The 20,374-nt window shown below is 72.2% G+C and carries 17 protein-coding genes; 3 read left to right on the top strand and 14 right to left on the bottom strand.

The window, feature by feature from the left end; translation table 11 throughout:
• The first annotated feature begins 133 nt into the window (after window positions 1-133).
• Complete coding sequence (locus ACFFRH_RS00530; protein WP_344743705.1) at window positions 134-862, top strand: TetR/AcrR family transcriptional regulator; 729 nt, start codon at window positions 134-136, stop codon at window positions 860-862.
• 35 nt (window positions 863-897) lie between these two features.
• On the top strand, window positions 898-3,027 hold the full coding sequence (locus ACFFRH_RS00525; protein WP_344743707.1) for an SDR family NAD(P)-dependent oxidoreductase: 2,130 nt from the start codon (window positions 898-900) through the stop codon (window positions 3,025-3,027).
• 79 nt (window positions 3,028-3,106) lie between these two features.
• Here the strand turns inward: ACFFRH_RS00525 and ACFFRH_RS00520 are convergent, their stop codons facing one another.
• From ACFFRH_RS00520 to ACFFRH_RS00505, 4 genes are all read right to left on the bottom strand, one after another.
• Window positions 3,107-3,994: a hypothetical protein gene (locus ACFFRH_RS00520; protein WP_386153156.1), complete on the bottom strand. Its 888-nt coding sequence runs from the start codon at window positions 3,992-3,994 to the stop codon at window positions 3,107-3,109.
• 2 nt (window positions 3,995-3,996) lie between these two features.
• A complete protein-coding gene (locus tag ACFFRH_RS00515) occupies window positions 3,997-6,684 on the bottom strand; it encodes a DUF7824 domain-containing protein (protein ID WP_386153154.1) in 2,688 nt (895 codons plus the stop codon).
• Between the two features lie 289 nt (window positions 6,685-6,973).
• Window positions 6,974-7,657, bottom strand: coding sequence for an ArsR/SmtB family transcription factor (locus ACFFRH_RS00510; protein ID WP_344743713.1), 684 nt, complete (start codon window positions 7,655-7,657; stop codon window positions 6,974-6,976).
• Between the two features lie 5 nt (window positions 7,658-7,662).
• Window positions 7,663-8,151 carry a cupin domain-containing protein gene (locus ACFFRH_RS00505; protein ID WP_344743714.1) on the bottom strand — a complete coding sequence of 163 codons (489 nt, stop codon included), beginning with the start codon at window positions 8,149-8,151 and terminating at the stop codon, window positions 7,663-7,665.
• A 176-nt stretch (window positions 8,152-8,327) separates the two neighbouring features.
• Between ACFFRH_RS00505 and ACFFRH_RS00500 the strand changes: the two genes are divergently transcribed.
• Window positions 8,328-10,661 carry a M64 family metallopeptidase gene (locus tag ACFFRH_RS00500; RefSeq protein WP_344743715.1) on the top strand — a complete coding sequence of 778 codons (2,334 nt, stop codon included), beginning with the start codon at window positions 8,328-8,330 and terminating at the stop codon, window positions 10,659-10,661.
• Window positions 10,662-11,208: 547 nt separating this feature from the next.
• Here the strand turns inward: ACFFRH_RS00500 and rfbA are convergent.
• From rfbA to ACFFRH_RS00450, 10 genes are all read right to left on the bottom strand, one after another.
• A complete protein-coding gene (gene rfbA / locus ACFFRH_RS00495) occupies window positions 11,209-12,084 on the bottom strand; it encodes a glucose-1-phosphate thymidylyltransferase RfbA (RefSeq protein WP_386153147.1) in 876 nt (291 codons plus the stop codon).
• Between the two features lie 185 nt (window positions 12,085-12,269).
• Entirely contained in the window at window positions 12,270-13,421 is a 1,152-nt protein-coding gene (locus ACFFRH_RS00490; RefSeq protein ID WP_386153144.1) for an ABC transporter permease, read from the bottom strand.
• A gap of 274 nt (window positions 13,422-13,695) precedes the next feature.
• Window positions 13,696-14,874 carry an ABC transporter permease gene (locus tag ACFFRH_RS00485; protein ID WP_386153141.1) on the bottom strand — a complete coding sequence of 393 codons (1,179 nt, stop codon included), beginning with the start codon at window positions 14,872-14,874 and terminating at the stop codon, window positions 13,696-13,698.
• Between the two features lie 2 nt (window positions 14,875-14,876).
• The gene (locus ACFFRH_RS00480; RefSeq protein ID WP_386153138.1) at window positions 14,877-15,815 is read right to left on the bottom strand and encodes an ABC transporter ATP-binding protein; all 939 of its coding nucleotides are present in this window, start codon (window positions 15,813-15,815) and stop codon (window positions 14,877-14,879) included.
• Window positions 15,812-16,858 (bottom strand): right-handed parallel beta-helix repeat-containing protein, encoded by a 1,047-nt coding sequence (locus tag ACFFRH_RS00475; protein WP_386153136.1) that lies wholly within the window; start codon window positions 16,856-16,858, stop codon window positions 15,812-15,814. Before ACFFRH_RS00475 ends, ACFFRH_RS00480 begins: the two co-directional genes overlap by 4 nt.
• On the bottom strand, window positions 16,858-17,340 hold the full coding sequence (locus ACFFRH_RS00470; protein ID WP_344745561.1) for a 4'-phosphopantetheinyl transferase superfamily protein: 483 nt from the start codon (window positions 17,338-17,340) through the stop codon (window positions 16,858-16,860). The genes ACFFRH_RS00475 and ACFFRH_RS00470 overlap by 1 nt, the downstream gene beginning before the upstream one ends.
• The gene (locus tag ACFFRH_RS00465) at window positions 17,337-18,146 is read right to left on the bottom strand and encodes an alpha/beta fold hydrolase (protein ID WP_344745560.1); all 810 of its coding nucleotides are present in this window, start codon (window positions 18,144-18,146) and stop codon (window positions 17,337-17,339) included. Before ACFFRH_RS00465 ends, ACFFRH_RS00470 begins: the two co-directional genes overlap by 4 nt.
• Window positions 18,147-18,159: 13 nt before the next feature.
• Window positions 18,160-19,008 (bottom strand): ester cyclase, encoded by an 849-nt coding sequence (locus ACFFRH_RS00460; RefSeq protein WP_344745559.1) that lies wholly within the window; start codon window positions 19,006-19,008, stop codon window positions 18,160-18,162.
• A gap of 21 nt (window positions 19,009-19,029) precedes the next feature.
• The gene (locus tag ACFFRH_RS00455; RefSeq protein WP_344745558.1) at window positions 19,030-19,467 is read right to left on the bottom strand and encodes a holo-ACP synthase; all 438 of its coding nucleotides are present in this window, start codon (window positions 19,465-19,467) and stop codon (window positions 19,030-19,032) included.
• Entirely contained in the window at window positions 19,464-20,369 is a 906-nt protein-coding gene (locus ACFFRH_RS00450) for an ACP S-malonyltransferase (RefSeq protein WP_344745557.1), read from the bottom strand. The genes ACFFRH_RS00455 and ACFFRH_RS00450 overlap by 4 nt, the downstream gene beginning before the upstream one ends.
• Window positions 20,370-20,374: the final 5 nt, after the last annotated feature.

Genomic DNA, 20,374 nt, shown 5'->3' with positions numbered 1-20,374 from the left:
ACCGGGAAGGGCGAACCCCGGGGCGCGCCGCCCCGGGCAGGCGGTCCCGGACGGATCCGGATGGCTACCCGGGGCGAGTGAATCGATCCCATGATGGATTATGAGCCCTGGCGATCCTGGCAGACTGTCGGGCATGAGGAAGAGCGAGAGCGAGGAAGAGGTCCCCGCCCCCAGGGCGCGCCGCAGGGGGCGCCCGCCCAGGGACCGCTCGGCGCCGTCCGCGCCGTCGACGCCCGACCGCATCCTCGCCGAGGCGACGGACCTGTTCGCCCGGCACGGGGCCGACGGCGTCTCCATGCGCGACATCGCCGCCCGGGTCGGGATCGACGTCTCCAGCGTGCACCACCACTTCCCGTCGAAGGCGTCCCTGTACGACGCCTGCTTCGCCCGCGTCTTCGAGCTGGAGCAGGCGACGCTCACCCCTCCGGCGCGCGCCTTCCTCGCCGCCGTGCGCGCGGAACCCCCGGGCGACGTCGTGGGCGTGATGCACGCCCTGGTGGACGCCTTCGTCGACTTCCTTCACGAGCATCCCCAGACCACGTTCCTGTGGCTGCGGCGGTGGCTGGACCCCACCCTCCACCTGTCCCTGGACGAGGCGTACTCGCTGCCGATCTACGGCGAGATCGAGCGCGCCCTGCTGGAGGCGGCCACCCGCGGCCTCGTCGTCGAGCCGACGCCGCACATCACCGTGCGCAGCCTGGTCTGGGCGGCCCACGGCCACGTGACCGCCCTGAGCACCCTGAACGCCCACGGCGGCGACCCCGTGGTCGCCGACCGCGAGAGGCGTGAGTTCCGCGCCTACGCCCACCGCTTCGTCGACCGGCTCTACGCGACCCCTGGCGCGGGCGCCTCGGACGGCTAATATTCCATCATCGGATGGAATACGGGAGGCAACGGATGGGCACGAAAGAACCGGGTCACGGGGTGACCGCCGTCGTCGGTGGCGGCGCGGCGGGCATAGCCGCGGCCAAGGCCCTCATCGAGGCCGGTCTGCCCGTCCTCGGCGTCGAGCGCGCCGCCTCCCTCGGCGGCCTGTGGCGGCTGGACCCCGACACCGCGTCCTACGAGGGCCTCCGCCTCAACACGAGCAAGCCGCGCACGGAGTTCTCCGACTTCCCGATGCCCGCCGAGTGGCCCGACTACCCGACCCGCGCCCAGCTGCTCGAATACCTGCGGTCCTACGCCGACCGCTTCGGGGTCGGCGAGCGCTTCCGGTTCGGCACGACGCTCGAATCGGCCCGGCGCACCGAGGACGGCTGGGAGCTGGAGCTGACCGGCCCCGAGGGCCCGTACCGCGAGACGGTCGAGCACCTGGTGGTGGCGAACGGCCACAACCACGAGCCCCGGCTCCCCGAACCCCCGTACCCGGGGACGTTCACCGGCACCGAGTCGCACGCGCACGACTACGTCACCCCCGCCGGGCTGGCCGGGAAGCGCGTGCTCGTCGTGGGCACCGGCAACTCCGCGATGGACATCGCCTCCGAGCTGGCCGGTCACGCGTCCGCCGTGCTGCTGTCGGCCAGGCGAGGGGTCTGGGTGCTGCCCAAGCGGCTGCTGGGCCGCCCCTCCGACCAGCTCAACGGCGCCCTCGCGGCCCTGCTGCCCTGGCGGGTGCGGCAGGTGGTCTCCCAGGCCGTGCTCAAGGTCGCCGACAGGAGACCCGCCGGGCCGCGCCTGCCCGCGCCGCGCGAGGGCGTGCTCCAGGACCATCCCACCCTGAGCGACTCCGTCCCCCGGCTGATCGCGGAGGGAAGGGTGCTCGCCCGCCAGGGTGTCGCGCGCCTGGACGGCCCGCGGGTCCATTTCACCGACGGCCAGGTGGACGAGGTCGACCACATCGTCTGGTGCACCGGCTACCGGGCCGTGACACCGTTCCTGGACACCGCCACGATGCCCGACCCGGCGAGCGCGCTGCTGTACCGCCACGTCTTCCCCATCGGCGACGACACGATCAGTTATGTCGGGCTGATGCAGTCGACCGGCTCGGCACTGCCCGTCGTCGAGGCGCAGAGCCGCCTCGTGGCCGCCGTACGCGCGGGAACCCACCGGCTCCCCGACCCCGGGACCGCGCGCAGGATCGCCTCCGCCGAACTCGACGCCGCCCGCGACCGCTGGGGGCGGCGCAGACCCCACATGCGGATCGACGTCGACCGGTATCTCCGCGTCATGGACCGCGAACTCCGCGAGCTGCGCGCCGCCCCGTCCCGCGCGCTGGCCGGGCGCCGGATCCTGGTCACCGGCGCGGCGGGCACCTTCGGCAGGGCGATGAGCGCGCGGTTCACCGCCCAGGGCGCGCGCGTGGTCGGCCTGGACATCGTGGACACAGCCCGTCCCGGCGACTCCGACATCCCGATCATCGCCTGCGACATCACCTCCCAGGAGTCCGTCGACGCCGCGGTCGCCGAGGCGGCGGCCCTGCTCGGCGGCATCGACCTGCTGGTCAACAACGCGGGACGCGGCGGGCCCGCCCCGGCCGAGCTCGCCCCCGGCGAGGAGGTCGAGGCACAGCTGCGGCTGAACCTCCTCGGCGCCTGGCGCGTGACGGCGACGGTCATGCCCCACCTGGTGCGCACGCGCGGGCGGGTGGTCTTCATCGCCTCACGGATGGCGGTCCTGCCGCTGCCGCTGGCCGCGGCGTACGGCGTCTCCAAGCGCGCGCTCGCGGCCTACGCCGACGCGCTCCGGCTGGAGGTCGGCACGCACGTCGGCGTGACGACGGTCTACCCGAGCATGGTCCGCAGCCCGATCCACGACAGTACGCGGCAGGCGGGGCTGTCGCTGGACGCGGTGTCCAGGCCGGAACCCGTCGAGGGCGTGGTCGACGCGATCGTCCGCGCCGTCACCGCCCGCCGCGCCCCGCGCGACGTGGCGACCACCGTCCGGGGACGCGTCGAGATGATGGTCGGCAGGCACGCGCCCTCCCTGGCCGACCGCCTCGTACGCCGCACCGTCGCGGCCCGCGTCGCGGCCGGTGACTTCGCGGACGCCCCCCTGGCTGCGGGGATGGTGAGCAGGCACCGGGGATAGTGGACCGGCACCGGGCGGACACGTTCGAGGGCACCCCGCTCCGTTCCACCGCACCGGCCGCCCCCGCCCGGCCGGTGCGTCAGAACCCGGTGAGCGAGGGCGTCGGACCGGACGCTCCACCCCGGAAGACCTCGCCGAGAACGATCCGCAGTCGCTCCGTCTCGGCGGGCGTCAGGTCCAGGTCGACGGTGAGGACGGTCTCCGTCTCCATGTCGTCCGCCGCCCTGGGGGTGAGGCGCAGGACGAGACGCCGGTCGTCGAGCACGCAGGCGGTGATGCCGCCCCCGGTGCCCCGCATGCCCTGGCGGGCCACCCAGTAGGGCTGCTCTCCCCCGTCTCCCCTGCCGAGGAAGAGGAGATGGTCACCGCCGCCCCCGGCCTCCTCGTACAGGATGGCGAGGGGTTCGGCGCCCTCTTCGCCGAACCCGGATTCGCGGACGACCAGGTGCTCGATCGGCGCGTAGGCCAGCTCTCCGGAGACGACCGGCTCGGGGTCCGGCGACTCGCCTGACCTGCCGAAGGCGTGCCAGGACTCCTCGGGCTCGCGGAGCCCTGTCGGGACCGCCGTCGGGAGGGCGTCCACCAGCCAGCCGGGAACGGTGTCTCGGGGGAACACCGCCAGTTCCTCCAGCGGCGCGAGGTCGGGGATGTCCGTGCTGCCGGGAAACGGGAACCCGTCGGCGTCCACGTGTCCCCGGTACGACCTGCTCTGCGGCGTGAAGCGCAGCTCGCAGGAGAACCACGTGCCCTCGCCGTCGCGGTAGGACAGCTCGCGGAGTCGCCGGACCTGCTCCTCCAGCCCCTGGACACCGAGCTCCACCCCGTCGCAGTCCACGACGACCCGGGTGAATCCCCCGACCTGGCCGCAGCGGACCGTGGCGTCGCTCCAGCCGGGAGGCGCGGCGGCCCGGACCAGGTCGCCGATCGCCAGCCGCAGCCGGCGCTCCTCGTCGTACTTCGAGCGCATGCTCACCCTTCCTTCGCCGTCAACAGCCCGTGCAGGCGACGCGCCTCACGGAGCAGGCCGCTCGATCCCCTGCGCGCCGCCATGGCCTCGATCTCGGGGATCGCCCCGCGAGCGCCACACCACGCCGCCGTGGTGGCGGCCAGCGCCACGAACTCGGCGAGCCCGTGGCGCGGCCGTTGACCGGCCTGGGGCAGGAGCGACGGCAACGCCGCGGCGACCGCCGCCCACACCTCCTCGTGGGCGCCCTGGCGGGACGCCGCCCCCAGGGCCGCCGTCAGGTGGACGAGCTTGACGCGGTCGTGTCCGACCAGCGCCGCCGCCTGCCTGCCGAGTTCGGCGGCCGGCAGGTCACCGCGACCCGCCATCGTCAGCAGGATGTCGACGGCCTCCGGCATGTCCGGGGTACCCAGCAGACCGGCGAGGACGAGCGCCACCGCGGCTCCCGGCGGCCCGTCGAGCAGGACGAGCTCACGCAGATGGTCCGGCCGTATCGCCATGTGGTGCCACCGGTCGTACCGGAGCTGGCGTGACAGGTAGACGGCGGCCACCTCGCGGTGGGAGGGGAACATCGACGGCCACCAGGCCAGCTGGACTCCGTCGCCATGCCGCGGAGAGCCGGCGAACATCCGGTCGACGAGAGGCAGCCCGGTGGCCGGCGCGCGCAGCGACGGGGCGGGCTTCGCCTCGCCGTACCCGTGTTCCGGGTGGGTCCAGCCCATCTCCACCACCGGGTCGGCGAGCCGGGCACCGGACAGCCATCGGGCGACCAGGCGACCGGCCGCCGAGGAGAGCCGTCCGGCGCGTTCGGCCGCCTCCCCGTCCCGCTCTCGCGGCAGCCGCAGGAGCGCCTGCTGCAGGTCCGCGGCGAGCGGCTTCGCCCCGGCGGCCTCGACGACCTCCATCCTCGTCACCAGTTCGGCCGCCTCCACGTGCCCGGTCGTGAGGGTGGGGGTGGCGAGCAGCAGGGGCGGGACGACGTCCTGCTCCACGGCCATCTGGATCTCGGCGGCCCGGTGCAGCAGGAGCAGGCGCGGCGGCGGGAGACGGCGGGTGTCGGGGAGCCTGCTCTTCCAGGAGCCGCGTTCCGGCGCGACTCCGGTGAGGGAGCACGCGGCGCCGATCAGCCACTGGTGGACCCGGTTCCAGTGATGGGATCCGTACAAATGCCAGTGCCCGCCGGGCAGGCCGGCGGCCGTGTCCTCCCGGTCCCAGTGACGGACTCCGTAAAGTTGCTCGTACCTGCCGGGCAGATGGGGCTTGAACGCGGCGGCCGTGCCCTCCCGGTCGCGGTGCACGAGGGCGACGAAACCGGCCAGCAGCCGCTCCCACGCCTGCCAGTCGTCGGAGTCGTTCAGCAGGGGCACCATCTCCGCCACGGAGCCGATCGGTTCCGGCGCCCGCCGCGGGGCGTCGGGCCGAGGGAGCGCGGGCGGATCGAACCCGTCCCGCGGACCGGTCTCGGCCGGCTCCTCGCCGCCGAAGACCGCGAAGGCACGCCGCCCGAGGTCGGGCGGGAGCGCGCCGAGCGCGTCACGGATGACGGTACGGCCCTCGTCGTCCATCAGGGCCGCGTGCTTGATCGCGAGTTTCAGCGCCCTTTCCTGGAGCTCGGCGGACTCGGAGGCGAACGCGAGCGCGAGCGGTCCGGCGATCGAGGCCGCCAGGCCGGGCGAGAGCCGTACCCGCTGGTCCATCCAGGTGAGCCCGGCGCGGACGAGCTTGCGCTCGGGCCGGAAGAGCACCGCCTCCCATCCCTCCACCAGGTCGAGGGGATCGAGTCCGTCGCCCCCGTCGAGCCCGTCGAGCCCGCGCAGGTGCCGCAGCGCCAGCTCGGCGACCGGCCCCGGGGCGGCGGGCAGCAGCCGCAGGTAGTCACGGGCCTGCGGCTCGATCTCGTGCGGCGCGGGATCCAGTGTCTCGTGCAGGCGGACGAAGAACCGCAGCTCCGCCACCGAGCCGCCCAGCAGGAACCGCCTGACACATCCCCGGAGCAGCTCGGACCGTCTCGCGCCGTCAGCCGCGGCCAGGGCGCTCAGGACACCCAGCAACGACCTGACCGGATCGCTCTCCCACTGCAGGGCCCGCCCCACCCCCTGGGCCTCGAAGAGGCGGGGAAGCATGACGTCGAGGAGCGGATCCTCGTGCGGGGCGGGCGACACGGACAGAGCGGACAGGGTGGACAGCGTGGACAGGGCGGGCAGCGTGGGCAGGGCGGCGACCGCGCTCGCCCATCCCGCGACCACCGGATCGTGATCCGGCACCTCGATCCCGGTCGCGCGGAGCAGGGCGAGCGCCAGCTCCATGCCACGGTCATCCGCCGTCCGGAGCCGCAGCACGAGCCGTACCGCCAGGTCGGCCCGCCACTCCGCCGGCCGGGCCGCGAGGATCGTCAGGATCCGCTCGGTGTCCCCGTACGCAGGGCTCCATCTGGTGGTGAAATCCCGGCGGTTCAGCCAGGTCGCCACGGCGGCCGCCCCGGGGAGGACCCCGGCCCCGGCGGCGCGGAGCACCTCGGCGTGGTCGTCGAGCCTCTCCCAGGACTCGCGCCGGCCGCGCAACGTCTTCAGGTATCCGGGAAGACGGCCGGCGACCTCCTTGCGCGCCTCCTCGTCCAGCCCGGCGATCCGGGCCGCGACGGCGTCGGCGTCCCGGCGGTCGATGAGCCCGCGGATCTCCTCCCAGGCGCTCACGCGACGGCCTCCTCGCGGCGACCGGCCTCTTCACGGCGGGAGGTCTCTTCACGGCGACCGGCCTCTTCACGGCGGGAGGTCTCTTCACGGCGGGAGGTCCGGGGGAGTTCGCCGGACGCCGGGACCTTCGTCCCGGCCGGCGGGGCAGCGTGCTGGTGGGGGGTGGACATGCCGCGAACAGTAATGATCCACTCCGACAATTCGGCCGTGGATCCGTCGCGGGGCCGTGGGCTCGCCGAAAGGCCGCGAACCCGTCGGTTCGCGGCCCCACGACGGGATCACGGACCTGTCACACCCCCGAAGGGGAGGAACCGGCCTGCAGCCGGTTGCCCGTGCGCCGCCAGCGGGCGAGCCCGCCGTCCAGCGGGCGCGCGTGGAAACCCCGTTCGCGCAGCAGCCGTACGGCCTGCGGGGAGACCGCGCAGTAGGGTCCGCCGCAGTAGGCCACGATCTCGGCGTCCCTGGGGAGCTCGTCGAGACGGTCACGCAGCTCGGCCAGGGGCACCGACAGCGCTCCCGGCACGTGGCCGCGGGCGTGGTCGGCCGCGGAGCGGACGTCGACGACCACGATGTCCGCGCCCGGGTCGGCGAGACGCGCGGCGAGCTCGCCGGCGGTCACCGGCTCCAGCGCGGCGGGGTCGCCGAGGTGCTCGGCCACCGCCTCCCGCAGGTCGGCGAGCCTCTCCCCGGCGAAGTCCTGCAGCTCGCCCAGGAACCGGGAGACCCGCTCGTCGGCCAGCCGGTAGTAGACCCGCGTACCGTCCCTGCGGCTCGTCACCAGGTGGGCGGCGCGGAGCTGCTGCAGCTGGGCCGAGGTGTTCTTCAGCGGGACGTCGGCCGCCTCGGACAGCTGCTCGACGGTGCGTTCCCGCTGGTCGAGCACGTCGAGCAGCCTGAGCCGCACGGGACTGGCCAGCGTCTTCCCGATCCGCGCCAGCTGCCGGTAGATCGGTTCCTCGCGAAACTCCCCCATGACCGTCAGACCATGTACTGGTCGTGGCGGAGATAGAGATCCGTCCACTCCGCGTCACTGAGCCGGCGTCCCTCGGCCACGATCGCGCCGAGCTCCTCGAAGTACGCCTCGCGGGGCGCCCCCGGGGTGAAGAGTATGAGCATCGAGGCCGGTTCGCCGGAGTCGTTGCAGAAACTGTGCACCCCGCCCGCCGGGACGTGCAGGAAGTCTCCCTCCGTCGCGTCGGTCGAGCCCTTCCCGTCGAACAGCCGCACCGTCCCGGACAGGACGAAGAAGGACTCGGAGATCGTCCGGTGGAAGTGGGGCGCCGGGCCGGACCGCTTCGGTCCCATCTCCCAGCGGTACAGGCCGAACTGCCCGCCCGTCGAGGCACCGGTGCCCAGGTAGTGCACCGCCGTCTCACCGATCATCAGATCCGGCCCCGCGCTCGCCGGCCGGAAGATCCCGCTGTTCTCGCCCGCCTCGTCCAGGTAACGAGCCTCCGGGTACGACATCGCGCTCTCCATCCCTGTGAGCCAATATTCCAAAGAACTATAGAACAATGCGAGAGCGGGATAAAGACCAACCAGGGCCATAAATCCGGATTTATCACTATTTGAGATGGACGTCCGGAGCACCGACGCACGATAGTGCTGGGAGTCTCGACTGGCCCATGGAGGTTCCCCCCGCTATGCGTATCACCAGGCCGCTCACCGCCCTGGCGGCCGTCTCGACAACCGTCTTGATGACCGCGGCCCTGCTCACCGTCCCCACGGCACCCGCCGACGCCCAGGTCAACGCCGCCGACGTCGGCAGCGCCACCGTGGTGCCGCTCCAGGTCACCGGAGCCCCGGCCAAGCGGTTCAACCTGATCATCCTGGGCGACGGCTACACGGAGGGCGAGCGGTCCACGTTCGCCGCCGACGCCGACCAGCAGCTCAACGTGATGTGGTCCATCGAGCCGTACAAGTCCTACCGCAACTATTTCAACGTCTACCGGGTGGACATCGTCTCCGGCGAGTCCGGCATCGGCTGTGACCCCGACCTCGCCTCCGGGAAGAAGAACACCCCGCTGAGCATGGCGTTCTGGGGCGGCTGCAACCCCGCCAGCGTCCAGCGGCTCATCACCATGAGCAACTCGGCGGCCAACTCGTACGCCAACCTGGTGACCGGGACCAGCGGCGCCAACCGGCAGATCCTCGCCCTGGGCAACAGCGGGACCTACGGCGGAGCGGGCGGCGCCTACGCCACCTCCTCGGGCCACAACTCGATGTCGGCCCTCATCGCGCCGCACGAGATCGGCCACTCGCTGGGCGGGCTGCAGGACGAGTACACCTACTACACGCGCGGCGTGGAGGGCGGCACCTACACGGGAGGCGAACCCACCTCCGTGCACCACACCCTGCTCACCGAGCAGCAGATCAGGGACGAGCGCAAGAAGTGGTGGCGCTGGCTGGGCGAGCCGAGCGAGGCGGGCGGCGTCATCGGCCGTCACGAGGGCGGCCTGTACTTCGGCAAGGGAGTCTGGCGCCCCAGCGAGCACTCCATCATGAGGACGCTGGGCTACTACTACGACCAGGTCAGCCGCGAGGTGATGACCCAGAAGATCTCCGCCAAGGTCGGCCTCATCCAGGACGGCACGCCCACCACGTCGCCGGTCGGCGCCGACCGGGTGCTCTGGGTGGAGCCGCTGCACCCCGACAGCCACTCGCTGACCACCACCTGGAGCGTCGACGGCACCGACCTCCCCGGCGACCGCACCGCGCTCGACCTGCGCACGCTGGACCTGCCGCCCGGCACGCACACGGTGAAGGCGACCGTCACCGACCCGACCGGCTTCGTGCGGGACCCCGCCATCCGCTCCGGCGCCCTCACCGCGACCCGCACCTGGACGGTGGACACGACCGTGACCACCGTCCCCGCCCCGGTCGAGGCGGGCCTGCTCTCCTCCACGCCCGCCGACCAGGCCGTCGGCCGTGACGAGGTCGTCTACGTCGAGACCACCCACCCCGACGACGGCGTCCCCGTCGTCACCTGGACGCTGGACGGCGCGCGTCTCGACGACACCGACGGTGACCTGGACCTGGGAGAGCTCAAGCTCACCCCCGGCAACCACACCCTCACCGCCACCTCCGGCGGCGACACCCGTTCCTGGACCGTCGACAACACGCTGCCCACGACCGGCTACGAGCTCTCCGAGCCACTGGTCGCCTCCGGCGACACCCACGTCTACAACGGCCCCTTCACCATGAGACTCACCGGCGGCGACGACCAGAGCGGGTACGTCGTGCACGAGTCCCGGGTGGACGGCGACGGCTGGTTCAACTACTTCGGCTGGCCGACCTCCGCCGACCTGCCGTGGACGTTCAGCGAGAGCGGCACCGTCATCGACAGCCTCACCTTCGGCAAGCTGCCCCGGGGCAGGCACACCGTCGAGTACCGCTCGATCGACCCCAGCGGCAACCACGGCACGGCCGGGAAGTTCACGGTCACCACCCTCGCGGCGCCGCCCGCCTGCACCACCACGGTCACCGGTACGAGGAACGGGACGATCGTGGTCCGCTCCGGCGTCACCTGCCTGAACGACGCCCGGATCAACGGCGGGGTGACCGTCGGCTCCGGCGCGTCCCTGGTGGTGAACGGCGGCAGCGTCAACGGAGCGATCACCTCGTCCGCCGCCGCCGAGGTGCACCTGCTGAAGACCCAGGTCAACGGCTCGGTCGTCGTCTCCGGCACCACCCGCCAGCTGGTCGTCGCCGGTTCCGACCTCAGGGGCGCGGCGGTGCTGAACGGCAACACCACCGTCGACGCCCTCGTGATGGCGGGCACCAGGATCCGCGGCGCGCTCTCCTGCGGCGGCAACACGCCCGCGCCCTCCAACGCCGGGGTGCCCAACCAGATCACCGGCAGCGGCCAGTGCGCCGGCCTCGTCAACGACCCGCGCCCCAAGGCCAAGGACAAGTCCTACGAGGCCGTCACCTCCAGCGACGTCCCCGAGAAGGGCCGGGACCAGCACCACCACTGACACGCACGACGGCGGGACGCCCCTCCGCGGGGCGTCCCGCCCGCGTTCCCCCGGGCATCACCCCGTCCCGGGGGTCACTTTCCCGCCCGCGGGACGTCAACCCCGTCGAACTCCCCCGGAAGAACACCGTCGGCTCTCCCGAAAGAACACCGTCGAACCTTTCCGAAAGCGACGGCGTGACGGGGGAACGGGTTCCGCGACGCCCTCACCGGTACCCGTACAGGCGGCCGGGTCCCGTGGCACGGCGGCGCCGGCCGCCCCCACCCGGCAGGGCATCGGGAAGTTCTGGACGCGGACCGCCCTCGACAACGGCATCGTCCTCGACGACGAGAGGGCCGTGGCGAGATTCCAGCGCGATGTCGACACGGGCCGGTGCGGGTCGACACGGCCCCGCACGGATCACACCGGCACAGGCGGCCGCCCGTGCGATGCCGCGCCGTCACGCGCGGCGGCGACGCGCGAGGAACGGTGGAGCAGGCGGGCGTCGCCGAACCGGTGCCGCCTGCGCCCTCCGGCCGGAACGAAGCGGGTGACGCGACACCACCGCTCAGATGGAGGCCTCCAGCACCCGGACCAGGTAGCGCCCCTCCTCCGTCACGGATCCGGCGTGGCCGATCAGCTCACGGAGCCCGTGGTCGTCGATGTAACCCATCCGGTAGGCCACCTCCTCCAGGCAGGCGATCTGCACGCCCTGCCGTTTCTCCAGCACCTGCACGAAGACCCCGGCCTCCAGCAGGCTGTCCGGTGTGCCGGTGTCCAGCCAGGCCGTACCCCTGCCCAGGTTGACCAGCCGGGCGCGGCCTTCGGCGAGGAAGCGCCGGTTGAGGTCGGTGATCTCCAGTTCGCCCCTCCCCGAGGGGGTGAGCTCCGTGGCGTAGCGCAGCGCGACGTTGTCGTAGAGGTAGAGGCCGGTGACGGCGAGGTTGCTCCGGGGCCGGGCCGGTTTCTCCTCGATGTCGATCAGCCGGCCCTCCTCGCCGACGACCGCCACCCCGTACCGTTCGGGATCGGCGACCGGGTAGCCGAAGACCGTGCAGCCGTCGAGCTTGCCGACCTCCTCGCGGAGCACCGAGGGGAGTTCGTGGCCGTAGAAGATGTTGTCGCCGAGGATGAGGGCGAGCCGGTCGTCACCCACGAACTCCCCGCCGACCACCAGGGCGTCGGCCAGCCCGCGGGGCACGGTCTGGACGGCGTAGCTCAGGCGCAGGCCCAGCCGGGAGCCGTCGCCGAGCAGCGCCCGAAAGCCCGGCAGATGCTCGGGGGTGCTGATCAGCAGGATCTCCCGGATTCCGGCCAGCATCAGCACCGAGAGCGGGTAGTAGACCATCGGCTTGTTGTAGACCGGCAGCAGGTGCTTGGAGGTGATCGTGGTCAGCGGCCGGAGCCGGGTGCCCGAACCTCCGGCCAGCACGATGCCCTTCATGTGCGGACCGCCGGATCCGTGGCGCGGGCCCGGCCGCCCCGGCACCGGCGCGCGGTCATGGTCACCGAAGCGCCGGCCGTCGAGACACCGCGCGCGAGCGCGCACACCTGACGGGAGCCGATGAGACCGGCCCCGCCGGTCACCAGGATGCGCATTCGCCCCCCTTTTTCCAGTGCCGCGTTCGGTCAGTTGGACGTGCGCATGCGCTTGCGGAACACCACGAGCGAGATGCCCAGCAGGAGCGCCGCCATCCCGAGCAGTACGGCCACCTCGACCAGGACCGAGCCCAGCCCCTTGCCCGGTTTGGTCAGTGTGATCAGCGCGTCCATCCCCCAGCCGTGCGGGACCAGGTAGCCGATCATGTTCAGGGTCTCGCCCGCGACCTCTCGCGGCCACAGGCAGCCGCCCAGCATGCCGAGCACGATGCCCAGCGGAGGCCCGATCGCGGGGGCCTGGGAGGGCGACCGCACCAGGCTGCCGACCAGCACCGCGGCGCCGGTGGACACCAGGCAGAACGAGCCGACGACCGCGGCGACGCCCAGCGGGTCCCCCCACGACACGTCGAACATCAGCGTGCTCACCACCATGATCAGGCAGGCCTGCGCGACGGCGATGACGAGCCTGCTCAGCACCTCTCCGAGCAGCACCGAGCGCTCCCGCACCGGCCCGGCGAGGGACCGGCGGATCATGCCCAGCCTGCGGCTCTCGGCCAGGGCCGCGGCGACCGCCATGGAGTTGACGAAGGTGAACAGCAACACGTTGGCGGGTGCGGTGTAGGCGAATCCGCGGGGCGTGGAGCTCTCCGCGGCGCCACTGGTGCTCACCGCCACCTGGGCCGACTCCGTCTGGGCCTTGCGTACCAGAGCCTCGGCCTCGGCCGGGGACGCGCCCGCCGCCTCGGCCGCCCGCACGGCTTCGAGCACCGCGGCCACCTTGCCGACCGCGACATCGATCATGCCTCGTGCCGCCATGCCGCTGCCGTTGGTCTGGGTCATGACCAGTTCCAGGTCGGTGGATCCGGGCGGGATCAGCAGACCGGCGGCGAGGGCGCCGGTCCGCACGCCGGACCGCACCTGCTCCTCGGCGTCCATCCGCTCGATCGCGAGGTCGGGGTTGGCCTCCAGCCGGCGCAGTACGGCCGTCGCGACCGGGTCGGAGTCCCGCGCGACCACCCCGATCGGTATCCGATCCTGTCCGGTCGCGCTTCCGCCCAGGGCCATCCCGACGAAGAGGATGGTCACGAACGGCATGACCACCATGAAGAACAGGCCCACCTTGTCACGGGAGTGACGGCGCAGGTTGGCCGCCACCAGGGCTCTGACGGGGCTCGGGCTCATCTGACTCTTTTCAGCGTGGAGACCCCGGGCTTCAGCTCTGTGGAGGAAACACAGCACGGAGCCGCGCGGGCAAGTAACGTGTGCGCATCGGCGGCGATAACCAAGCCGCCCGCACGACTGGCAACACCCTCGCCGCCGGGCTGGCGGAGAGGTGAAACGCCTGTGGAGGCGACGTAGGACCCAAACGGCACAAGCCGGGCGGGCGGTTGCCGGTGAAGCAGGAAACCCATCCCGTGAGGGCTGGAATCTCCCGGCTTCAGCCGTGGGGAGGAAGTCAACCGAGTAGTCCTCTCCGGAAGCCGAAGGCGGCGACGCCGCCGGCCGCGAGTGCCATCCCGCAGAGTGCGGCGATCGGGCCGGCGACCGTCGCCAGGCCTCCGCCGCCACCGGCGAGCTCGGTCAGTCCCGTCGACGTCCAGCCGTTCGGGGTGAACAGCGCCACCTTCTGCAGGAAGTCCGGCAGGTTGTACATCGGCACCAGGCTGCCGCCCAGGAACGCGAAGACGAAGGAGACGCCCATGATCAGCCCGTCGGCCTGGGAGTCGGTCTTCGCCCTGCTGGCCACCAGCATGGTGATCGCGGCGGCGGCCAGCACGTGCGCGGTCCAGAGCGCGAACACCGCGAGCGGATCACCCCAGGTGGATCCGAACAGCAGCACCGAGGAGGCCCAGACGGCGCAGACGCTGACCAGTGCCAGCAGGAAGCCGACCACCCCCTTGCCCACGATCGGGATCCACGGCCGGATGGGTGCGGCGCGCATCCGGTTGAGCGTGCCGAGGTTGCGCTCGGTGAGCAGGCTCCTGACCGAGGTGCCCACCACGAAGAAGGCGAAGAGCGCGGCCATGCCGGAGCCGTAGTAGACCGACAGGTCCACCTTTCCGCCGGCCATGGGGTCGCTCTCCAGGGTCAGCGCCGGACCGCTCGCGCCGTTGCGCTCGACGAACTCCTTGACCTTGTCCGCGGAGACGCCGGCGTCCAGGGACGCCTTGACCGCGAGGGTGCGGGCGTCCACCAGGGCGGAGATCCGGTCGACGATGCTGCTCGCGACCACCCCGGCCAGCGGCGTCTCCGGGGAGGTGAGCACGGTGACCTTCCCCCCTCGTCCGGCGCCGACGTCCTGGCTGAACCCCGCGGGGAACACGATCGCCGCGCCGATGCCCTCGTCGTCGAGGGTCTGTTGCGCGTCCTTCTCCGTCGTGAAGTCGCGCAGGGTCAGCATGCCGTCGAGTTCCTTGGCCGACAGCACCTCCTTGCGCACGCTGGCGGGGAACTCCCCGCCGTCGAGATCGACGAAGCCCACGGTGGCGCGCAGGGGCGGATCGTCCCCGCCGAGGGCGAACCCGAACAGCGAGGCCAGCACGATGGGGGCGAGCAGGGCGGTCAGCAGCGCCGTACCGTCCATGAACCTGGCGCGCAGTTCGAGACGGCTCACCACGAAAAGAGCTCTCAGCATCGTCAGTCCCGCAGCTTGTTGCCGGTGAGGTGCAGGAACGCGGCCTCAAGGTCGGGTTCGATGACCTCGACGGCCGTCACGACGGCGATGCCCTGCACCGCGGCGATGAGGGTGGGCAGCAGGTGACTTCCCTCGTTGACGATCAGCCGGATGGACGAGGTACCCGCCCGCACCGCCTCGGTGACCCCCTGCACCGCGCGCAGCTTCTCGGTCGCGACGTCGAGGTCGCCGTCGAGGACGAGCTCGACCCGGTCCGCGCTACCGAGGGTGGAGACGAGTTCCTTGCGGGTGCCCTCGGCGATGACCCTGCCGTGGTCGATGATCCCGACGCGTTTGCAGACCCGCTCGACCTCCTCCATGTAGTGCGAGGTGTACAGCAGGCTCATGCCGTCGGCCACGAGTTGCTCGACCCCGTCCAGGATGGCCTTGCGGCTCTGCGGGTCCACCCCGACCGTCGGCTCGTCCAGGATGAGCACCTGCGGCCGGTGCAGCAGGGCCGCGCCGATGTTGATCCGGCGCTTCATCCCGCCCGAGTAGGTGTCGATCTTTCCGTCCGCCCGGTCGGACAGGCCGACGAAGTCGAGCACCTCGTCGATCCGTTTCGCCAGCTCCCGCCTGGGCAGCCCGTAGAGCCTGCCGAAGAAGCGCAGGTTCTCCCTGGCGGTCAGGTCGGGGTAGAGCGCGATCTCCTGCGGGACGTAACCGATCTTCGCCTTCGCCGCGATCGGATCGGCCGCGAGATCGTGGCCACAGACCTGTACGCTCCCCGCGTCCGGCTGCAGCAGGCCCACCAGCATGGAGATCGCGGTGGTCTTGCCCGCCCCGTTGGGGCCGAGCAGGCCGTAGGCCTCCCCCTTCTCGATGAAGAAGCCGACGTCCTGCACGGCGAGGATGTCGCCGTACCTCTTGCTCAGCCCCGTACAGCTCAGGGTGGCCGTCATCGGGTTTCCTCGGCGGCGCAGCCCTCGATCGTGTCGGGCGCGGTGGCGTTCGCCACGTTGTTGGCGAAACCCTGCCGGGTGAAGTCGGCGTCGACCTGGACGTCGAGCGGGGTGTTGCCGGTGATCCGGTTCCAGGAGATGTGGTTGTCCAGGGACTCGTCGCCCCCCCAGTCCTTGGACGATCCCAGTACCAACGCCCCGCCCATGACCGAGGGGCCGCTCGGGTGGTTGTCGTGGATCCGGTTTCCCACCACGGTGGCGCGGTGGACACCGATCAGCGCGAGGCCCACCCCGGAGATCGGCGGACCCGCCTCGCCGAGGCCGTTCGGGTTGCCCTCCCCGCTGAGGAGCCCGTTGCCGCGGAGCTCGTTCTCCGCCACCAGGCAGTCGTTCACCCCGCCCGGCAGCTCGCCCTCGTAGGTCTGGTTGAGCAGGAGCAGCCCGGCGGAGTTGCCGTGGCAGGTGTTGCGCAGCATCCGCGCCTTCGAGGAGTTGTCGACGAAGATCCCGAAAGCGTTGGCGGAGGTCTCGTTCTCCGCGACCAGCGCGTTCGCCTCGGGGCAGAAGCTCAGCGCGATGCCCGCGTACTGGCTCCCCGAGGCCCGGCAGCGCAGCACCTCGACGCCGCTGGACTCGCGGACGTAGATGCCCCAGAAGTCGTTGTCCCGCGCCTCGACGTCCTCGACGACGAGCCCCTGGACCGTGTGCGCGTAGACGCCTGAGCCGGAGAAGCCGCTCACCGCCAGCCCGCGTACGGTGACGTCGCGGATGCCGTCACCGTGCACGCTGACACCGCTGGCCACGTCCTCCGACGCGTCGTGCAGCTGCGGGATGCCCACCTCCGCCGCCGCGCCGGGGACCAGCCTGGTCAGCCGCGGTCCCTCACCGACCAGGGTGACCCCGCTGTGCCTGATCCACAGGCTCTCGGCGTAGGTCCCCTCGGTGAGGCGGATGGTCGCTCCCGGCCCCGCCTCGTCGAGCGCTCGCTGGATCGACTCTCCGGGCTTGACGAAGGTCTCCCCCTCCGCCTGGACAAGCGACATCACAATGCTCCCTTGGAATCGACGGTCACTATCGCCAGCGCGACGAGCAGTCCCGCGCTCAGGCCCCACCGGGCCGCGCCGGCCACCGGGGCGTCATTCTCCCGCGGCGCCAGCCGGGCCAGGGCGGCGCGGCGGCTGGCGCCCCTGACGGTGTACGACGCGCCCGTGGTCAGTGTCAGCTCGGTGGACGCGCCCAGGGCCGACGCCGCCTCGGCGAGCAGCGGGGTGGCCCACTCCTGCTCCTCGCCCCGCTCCTCGAAGTCGTGCCAGTCGAATCCGGCCGGCCGGCCGCCCACCGCCTTGATGAAGCTCTCCTTGACCGCGAACGAGGCGGCGTCCGCGAGAGGCGAGCCGGCGTGCAGTTCCCGCTCGGCGGGCGTGGTGACCCGCCTGCCGTAGGCGGCGCCGCCGTCGGAGACGGTCCTGGCGATCCGGTCCGTCTCCACGATGTCCACGCCCACCAGGACCGCCGAGCGGGTCACGCGGACACCCCGGCCGCCTCGGCGAAGGGTGCCAGGAACCGGTCGAGGCAGGCCGAGTACTCGTCGGCGCGCTCGATCATCGGGATGTGCCCGCACTCCCCGACCAGGACCATCTCGTACTGCGGGTAGCCCGCCAGGGCCTGCACCCAGGCGCCGGCCGGGGTCATCCGGTCGTGCTCCCCCCACACGTACATCGAGGGGCAGGTCACCTTGTCCATGGCCGGCAGCACCTTGTAGACGCGGGTGGCCTTGATGCTGCGGGCCATGCTCACCATCGCGGGCGGGTGCCGCAGCAGGGTGGCGGTCGCCTCCAGCTGCTCCTCGGTGAAGAGCGGCTCGCCGTGGAACAGGGCGCTCAGCATGCGGTCACGGAACTCCTCGCCCGCGGGCTGCACGCTCGCCCTGCGGTCGAAGCTCAGGCCGACGTCGGGGTCGGGGGTGAGGCCGGGGGCCCCGCTCACCACGATGCCGCGGACCCGCTCGGGAAAGCGGCCCGCCAGGTCGATCGCGACCAGACCGCCGAGGGAGTTGGCGCAGATGATGGCGTCCCCGACCCCCGCGGCGTCACAGACCTCGAGCAGCAGGTCGCCGAGCCGTTCGATCGAACCGACGATCTTGCTGTCGAGCGCGCAGATGGGCTCGTTGGTACGGAGCACCGGCCAGCCGGCGCTCTCCAGCCGCCGGTAGGGGTGATCCCAGATCCAGCCTCCGGCGAACAGGGCGGACATGAACACCACGGTTGGCCGGTCACCGTCGTCGAGCCGATGCTCGGCGGTGAGGGGGGACCAGGGAGAGGGGGTGGACAAGATTGCACTCCAGTCACAATAGGGATTCGCGCTCGGGAATCCAGCCACAGCCGCAGGACGCACCCTCGTCCGTGGAGAAGACGGTCTCGCAGTCGGGACAGCGAGCGTATTCGCGGACCATGGCCGGTAACCAGATGCTGGTGAGCGCCCGGGTGCACAGTCCGCCCTTGAAGAAGCGCCGCATCGCCCGCTGGTGGGGCCGGCCGTGTACGGCGCGGACGGACTCCGGGCGGTCGAAGGCGCTCAGGGTGAACTTGCGTCTGCCGATGTCGAAGGTCGAGGCGCCGAGGAATCCCTTCGAGGCGCGCAGCGCCTTGACGACCTCCACGCTGAGCAGGTCGACCTCGGCCGCCTGCGCGCCGTCGTCGACCTCCAGCCAGGTCAGCGCCAGGGCGCCGGGACGCGCGGTGCGTCCCAGGGTGGTCCGCGTGCTCACCCCGAACTCCCGCTCCTCGTCGGCCTCGGGCACGAACCTCGCCTCGAATCCCAGCGCGGCGGCGACGGCCAGCCGGTCGAAGCACCGCTGGACGCGCACCGTCTCGCCGTCCCTGACCAGCAGGTCGGTCCCGGTGACGCGGACGGGCCCGCCGACGGCGGGCATGGCCAGGTAGGGGGCGCGGTGGTCGGCCTCCAGCGTCCAGGAGACCACGGCGAACTCCTCGGTGGCGGCCAGGTGCTCGACGTGGAGGCGCAGGTTGCCGAACCGGGCCAGCACCTCGCCCGCGTGGGCGGCCAGCGCGTCCCCGCTCAGCGGGCCCGCCGTGTCCGGATCGTCGAAGGCGTCCACCGACGCGGCCACGGCCACGGCGTCCCCGCTCTGCCAGGCCTTCAGGTGGCTTTCCGCGATCTGTCGCATGTCCATGTCAGGCCTCACCGTCGGATCTCATCGTCGAACCCCATCGAGGTGGTCGTCTTCGGGGAGCCGCGCCGAGACCAGCGCGACCGCCAGCGCGCAGGCGGCGGTGTGACTGATGGATATCCGGATCCGCTCCCTGTCGCCCGCCGCGTCGGCGAGGGCACCGCTCAGCCGTACGCCGGGCGGGTGCCCGTGCAGGCAGACCGCGCTCCGGGAGCACATCGGGGTGGGCCGGGGCAGCACCTCCGCCTGGCCGAGATGCTCGGCGGTCTCCGCTACGTCCAGCAGGCGCAGCACCGCCCGCTTGGCCGCGAGGCGGCCCGCCCAGTGCTGGAGGGTGCGGCCCGTGCCCGACCGCAGACGCTCCGGGCGGGTGTAGACCTGCTCCAGCCGCATCTCGCCGAGGAGCTCCTTCGGCCGGGAGAGTCCGGCGAAGGAGACCATGGCGCAGCCCCACCGGCTCACGCGCCCCGCTCCTGGGCCAGCCGCCGCGGCGTGCCGGGATCGCTCATGCTCAGGCAGCGGGCGCCGACGCCGCGCGACAGCCCGGCGAGCACCTTGCTGTCGCCCACCTCGACACAGAGCGTGGTCGTGGTGGTCCGCAGCGCCGTCTCGGTCCACCGCACCCGCTCGGTGAGCTGGATGATCAGCGCCTCCCTGATCACGTCCAGATCCACGGTGGGTTCGGCGGTGACGTTGGGCACGACCGGGACGCGGGGCGGCGCCATCGGCGCGGCGCGCACCACCTCCCGCCAGCCGGGTACCGCCGGGGCCATCAGCGGGGAGTGGAAGGCGTTGCTGACCTGGAGCGGCACGATCTTGCGGGCGTCGCTCGCCAGCTTGCCCAGCCGCTCGATCGCGGGCAGGGCACCGGAGACCACCACGTGGCCCGGCGCGTTCTCCAGGCCCACGACGAGCGGCTCGTCCGCGGTGGCGGCCTCGGCGACCAGCGCCTCGACCTCCTCGACCGCCAGCCCCATGACCGCGCTCATCCCGCCCGTCACCCCGACCTCGGCCATCAGCCGGGAACGGATCTCCACCAGCCGGAGCGTGCCCGCCAGGTCGAGCACGCCCGCCGCGTACAGCGCGCTGAGCTCGCCGACGCTGTGCCCCGCGACCAGGCCGGGTTCGTGCCCGTCGGCGCGCAGCACGGCCAGCGCCGCCAGGTTGCACACGGTCACCGCCCGCTGGGCGTGCTCGGTGGCGACCAGACGCTCCAGCGGCCCCTTGGCGCAGAGCGGCGAGATCGGCTGCCCGAACAGCTCGTCCGCCTGGGCGAACACCTCTGCGGCCACCGGCTTGCGGCGCAGCCAGGCGCCCATGCCGACGCGGACGGTGCCCTGTCCTGGAAACAGGAACCCGAGCATGAGAT

The organism is Streptosporangium vulgare (assembly GCF_042428775.1).
Taxonomy (GTDB): Bacteria; Actinomycetota; Actinomycetes; order Streptosporangiales; family Streptosporangiaceae; genus Streptosporangium; species Streptosporangium vulgare.
Note: the sequence above shows the minus strand (reverse complement) of the source record. Positions and strands in the feature narration are given on the sequence as shown.

Coding starts and splice junctions, on each gene's coding strand:
- ACFFRH_RS00525 (WP_344743707.1), top strand. CDS start 898: ATGGGCACGAAAGAACCGGGTCACGGGGTGACCGCCGTCGTCGGTGGC.
- ACFFRH_RS00460 (WP_344745559.1), bottom strand. CDS start 19,008: ATGGACATGCGACAGATCGCGGAAAGCCACCTGAAGGCCTGGCAGAGC.
- ACFFRH_RS00530 (WP_344743705.1), top strand. CDS start 134: ATGAGGAAGAGCGAGAGCGAGGAAGAGGTCCCCGCCCCCAGGGCGCGC.
- ACFFRH_RS00490 (WP_386153144.1), bottom strand. CDS start 13,421: ATGAGCCCGAGCCCCGTCAGAGCCCTGGTGGCGGCCAACCTGCGCCGT.
- ACFFRH_RS00505 (WP_344743714.1), bottom strand. CDS start 8,151: ATGTCGTACCCGGAGGCTCGTTACCTGGACGAGGCGGGCGAGAACAGC.
- rfbA (WP_386153147.1), bottom strand. CDS start 12,084: ATGAAGGGCATCGTGCTGGCCGGAGGTTCGGGCACCCGGCTCCGGCCG.
- ACFFRH_RS00450 (WP_344745557.1), bottom strand. CDS start 20,369: ATGCTCGGGTTCCTGTTTCCAGGACAGGGCACCGTCCGCGTCGGCATG.
- ACFFRH_RS00510 (WP_344743713.1), bottom strand. CDS start 7,657: ATGGGGGAGTTTCGCGAGGAACCGATCTACCGGCAGCTGGCGCGGATC.
- ACFFRH_RS00475 (WP_386153136.1), bottom strand. CDS start 16,858: ATGTCGCTTGTCCAGGCGGAGGGGGAGACCTTCGTCAAGCCCGGAGAG.
- ACFFRH_RS00520 (WP_386153156.1), bottom strand. CDS start 3,994: ATGCGCTCGAAGTACGACGAGGAGCGCCGGCTGCGGCTGGCGATCGGC.
- ACFFRH_RS00485 (WP_386153141.1), bottom strand. CDS start 14,874: ATGCTGAGAGCTCTTTTCGTGGTGAGCCGTCTCGAACTGCGCGCCAGG.
- ACFFRH_RS00480 (WP_386153138.1), bottom strand. CDS start 15,815: ATGACGGCCACCCTGAGCTGTACGGGGCTGAGCAAGAGGTACGGCGAC.
- ACFFRH_RS00500 (WP_344743715.1), top strand. CDS start 8,328: ATGCGTATCACCAGGCCGCTCACCGCCCTGGCGGCCGTCTCGACAACC.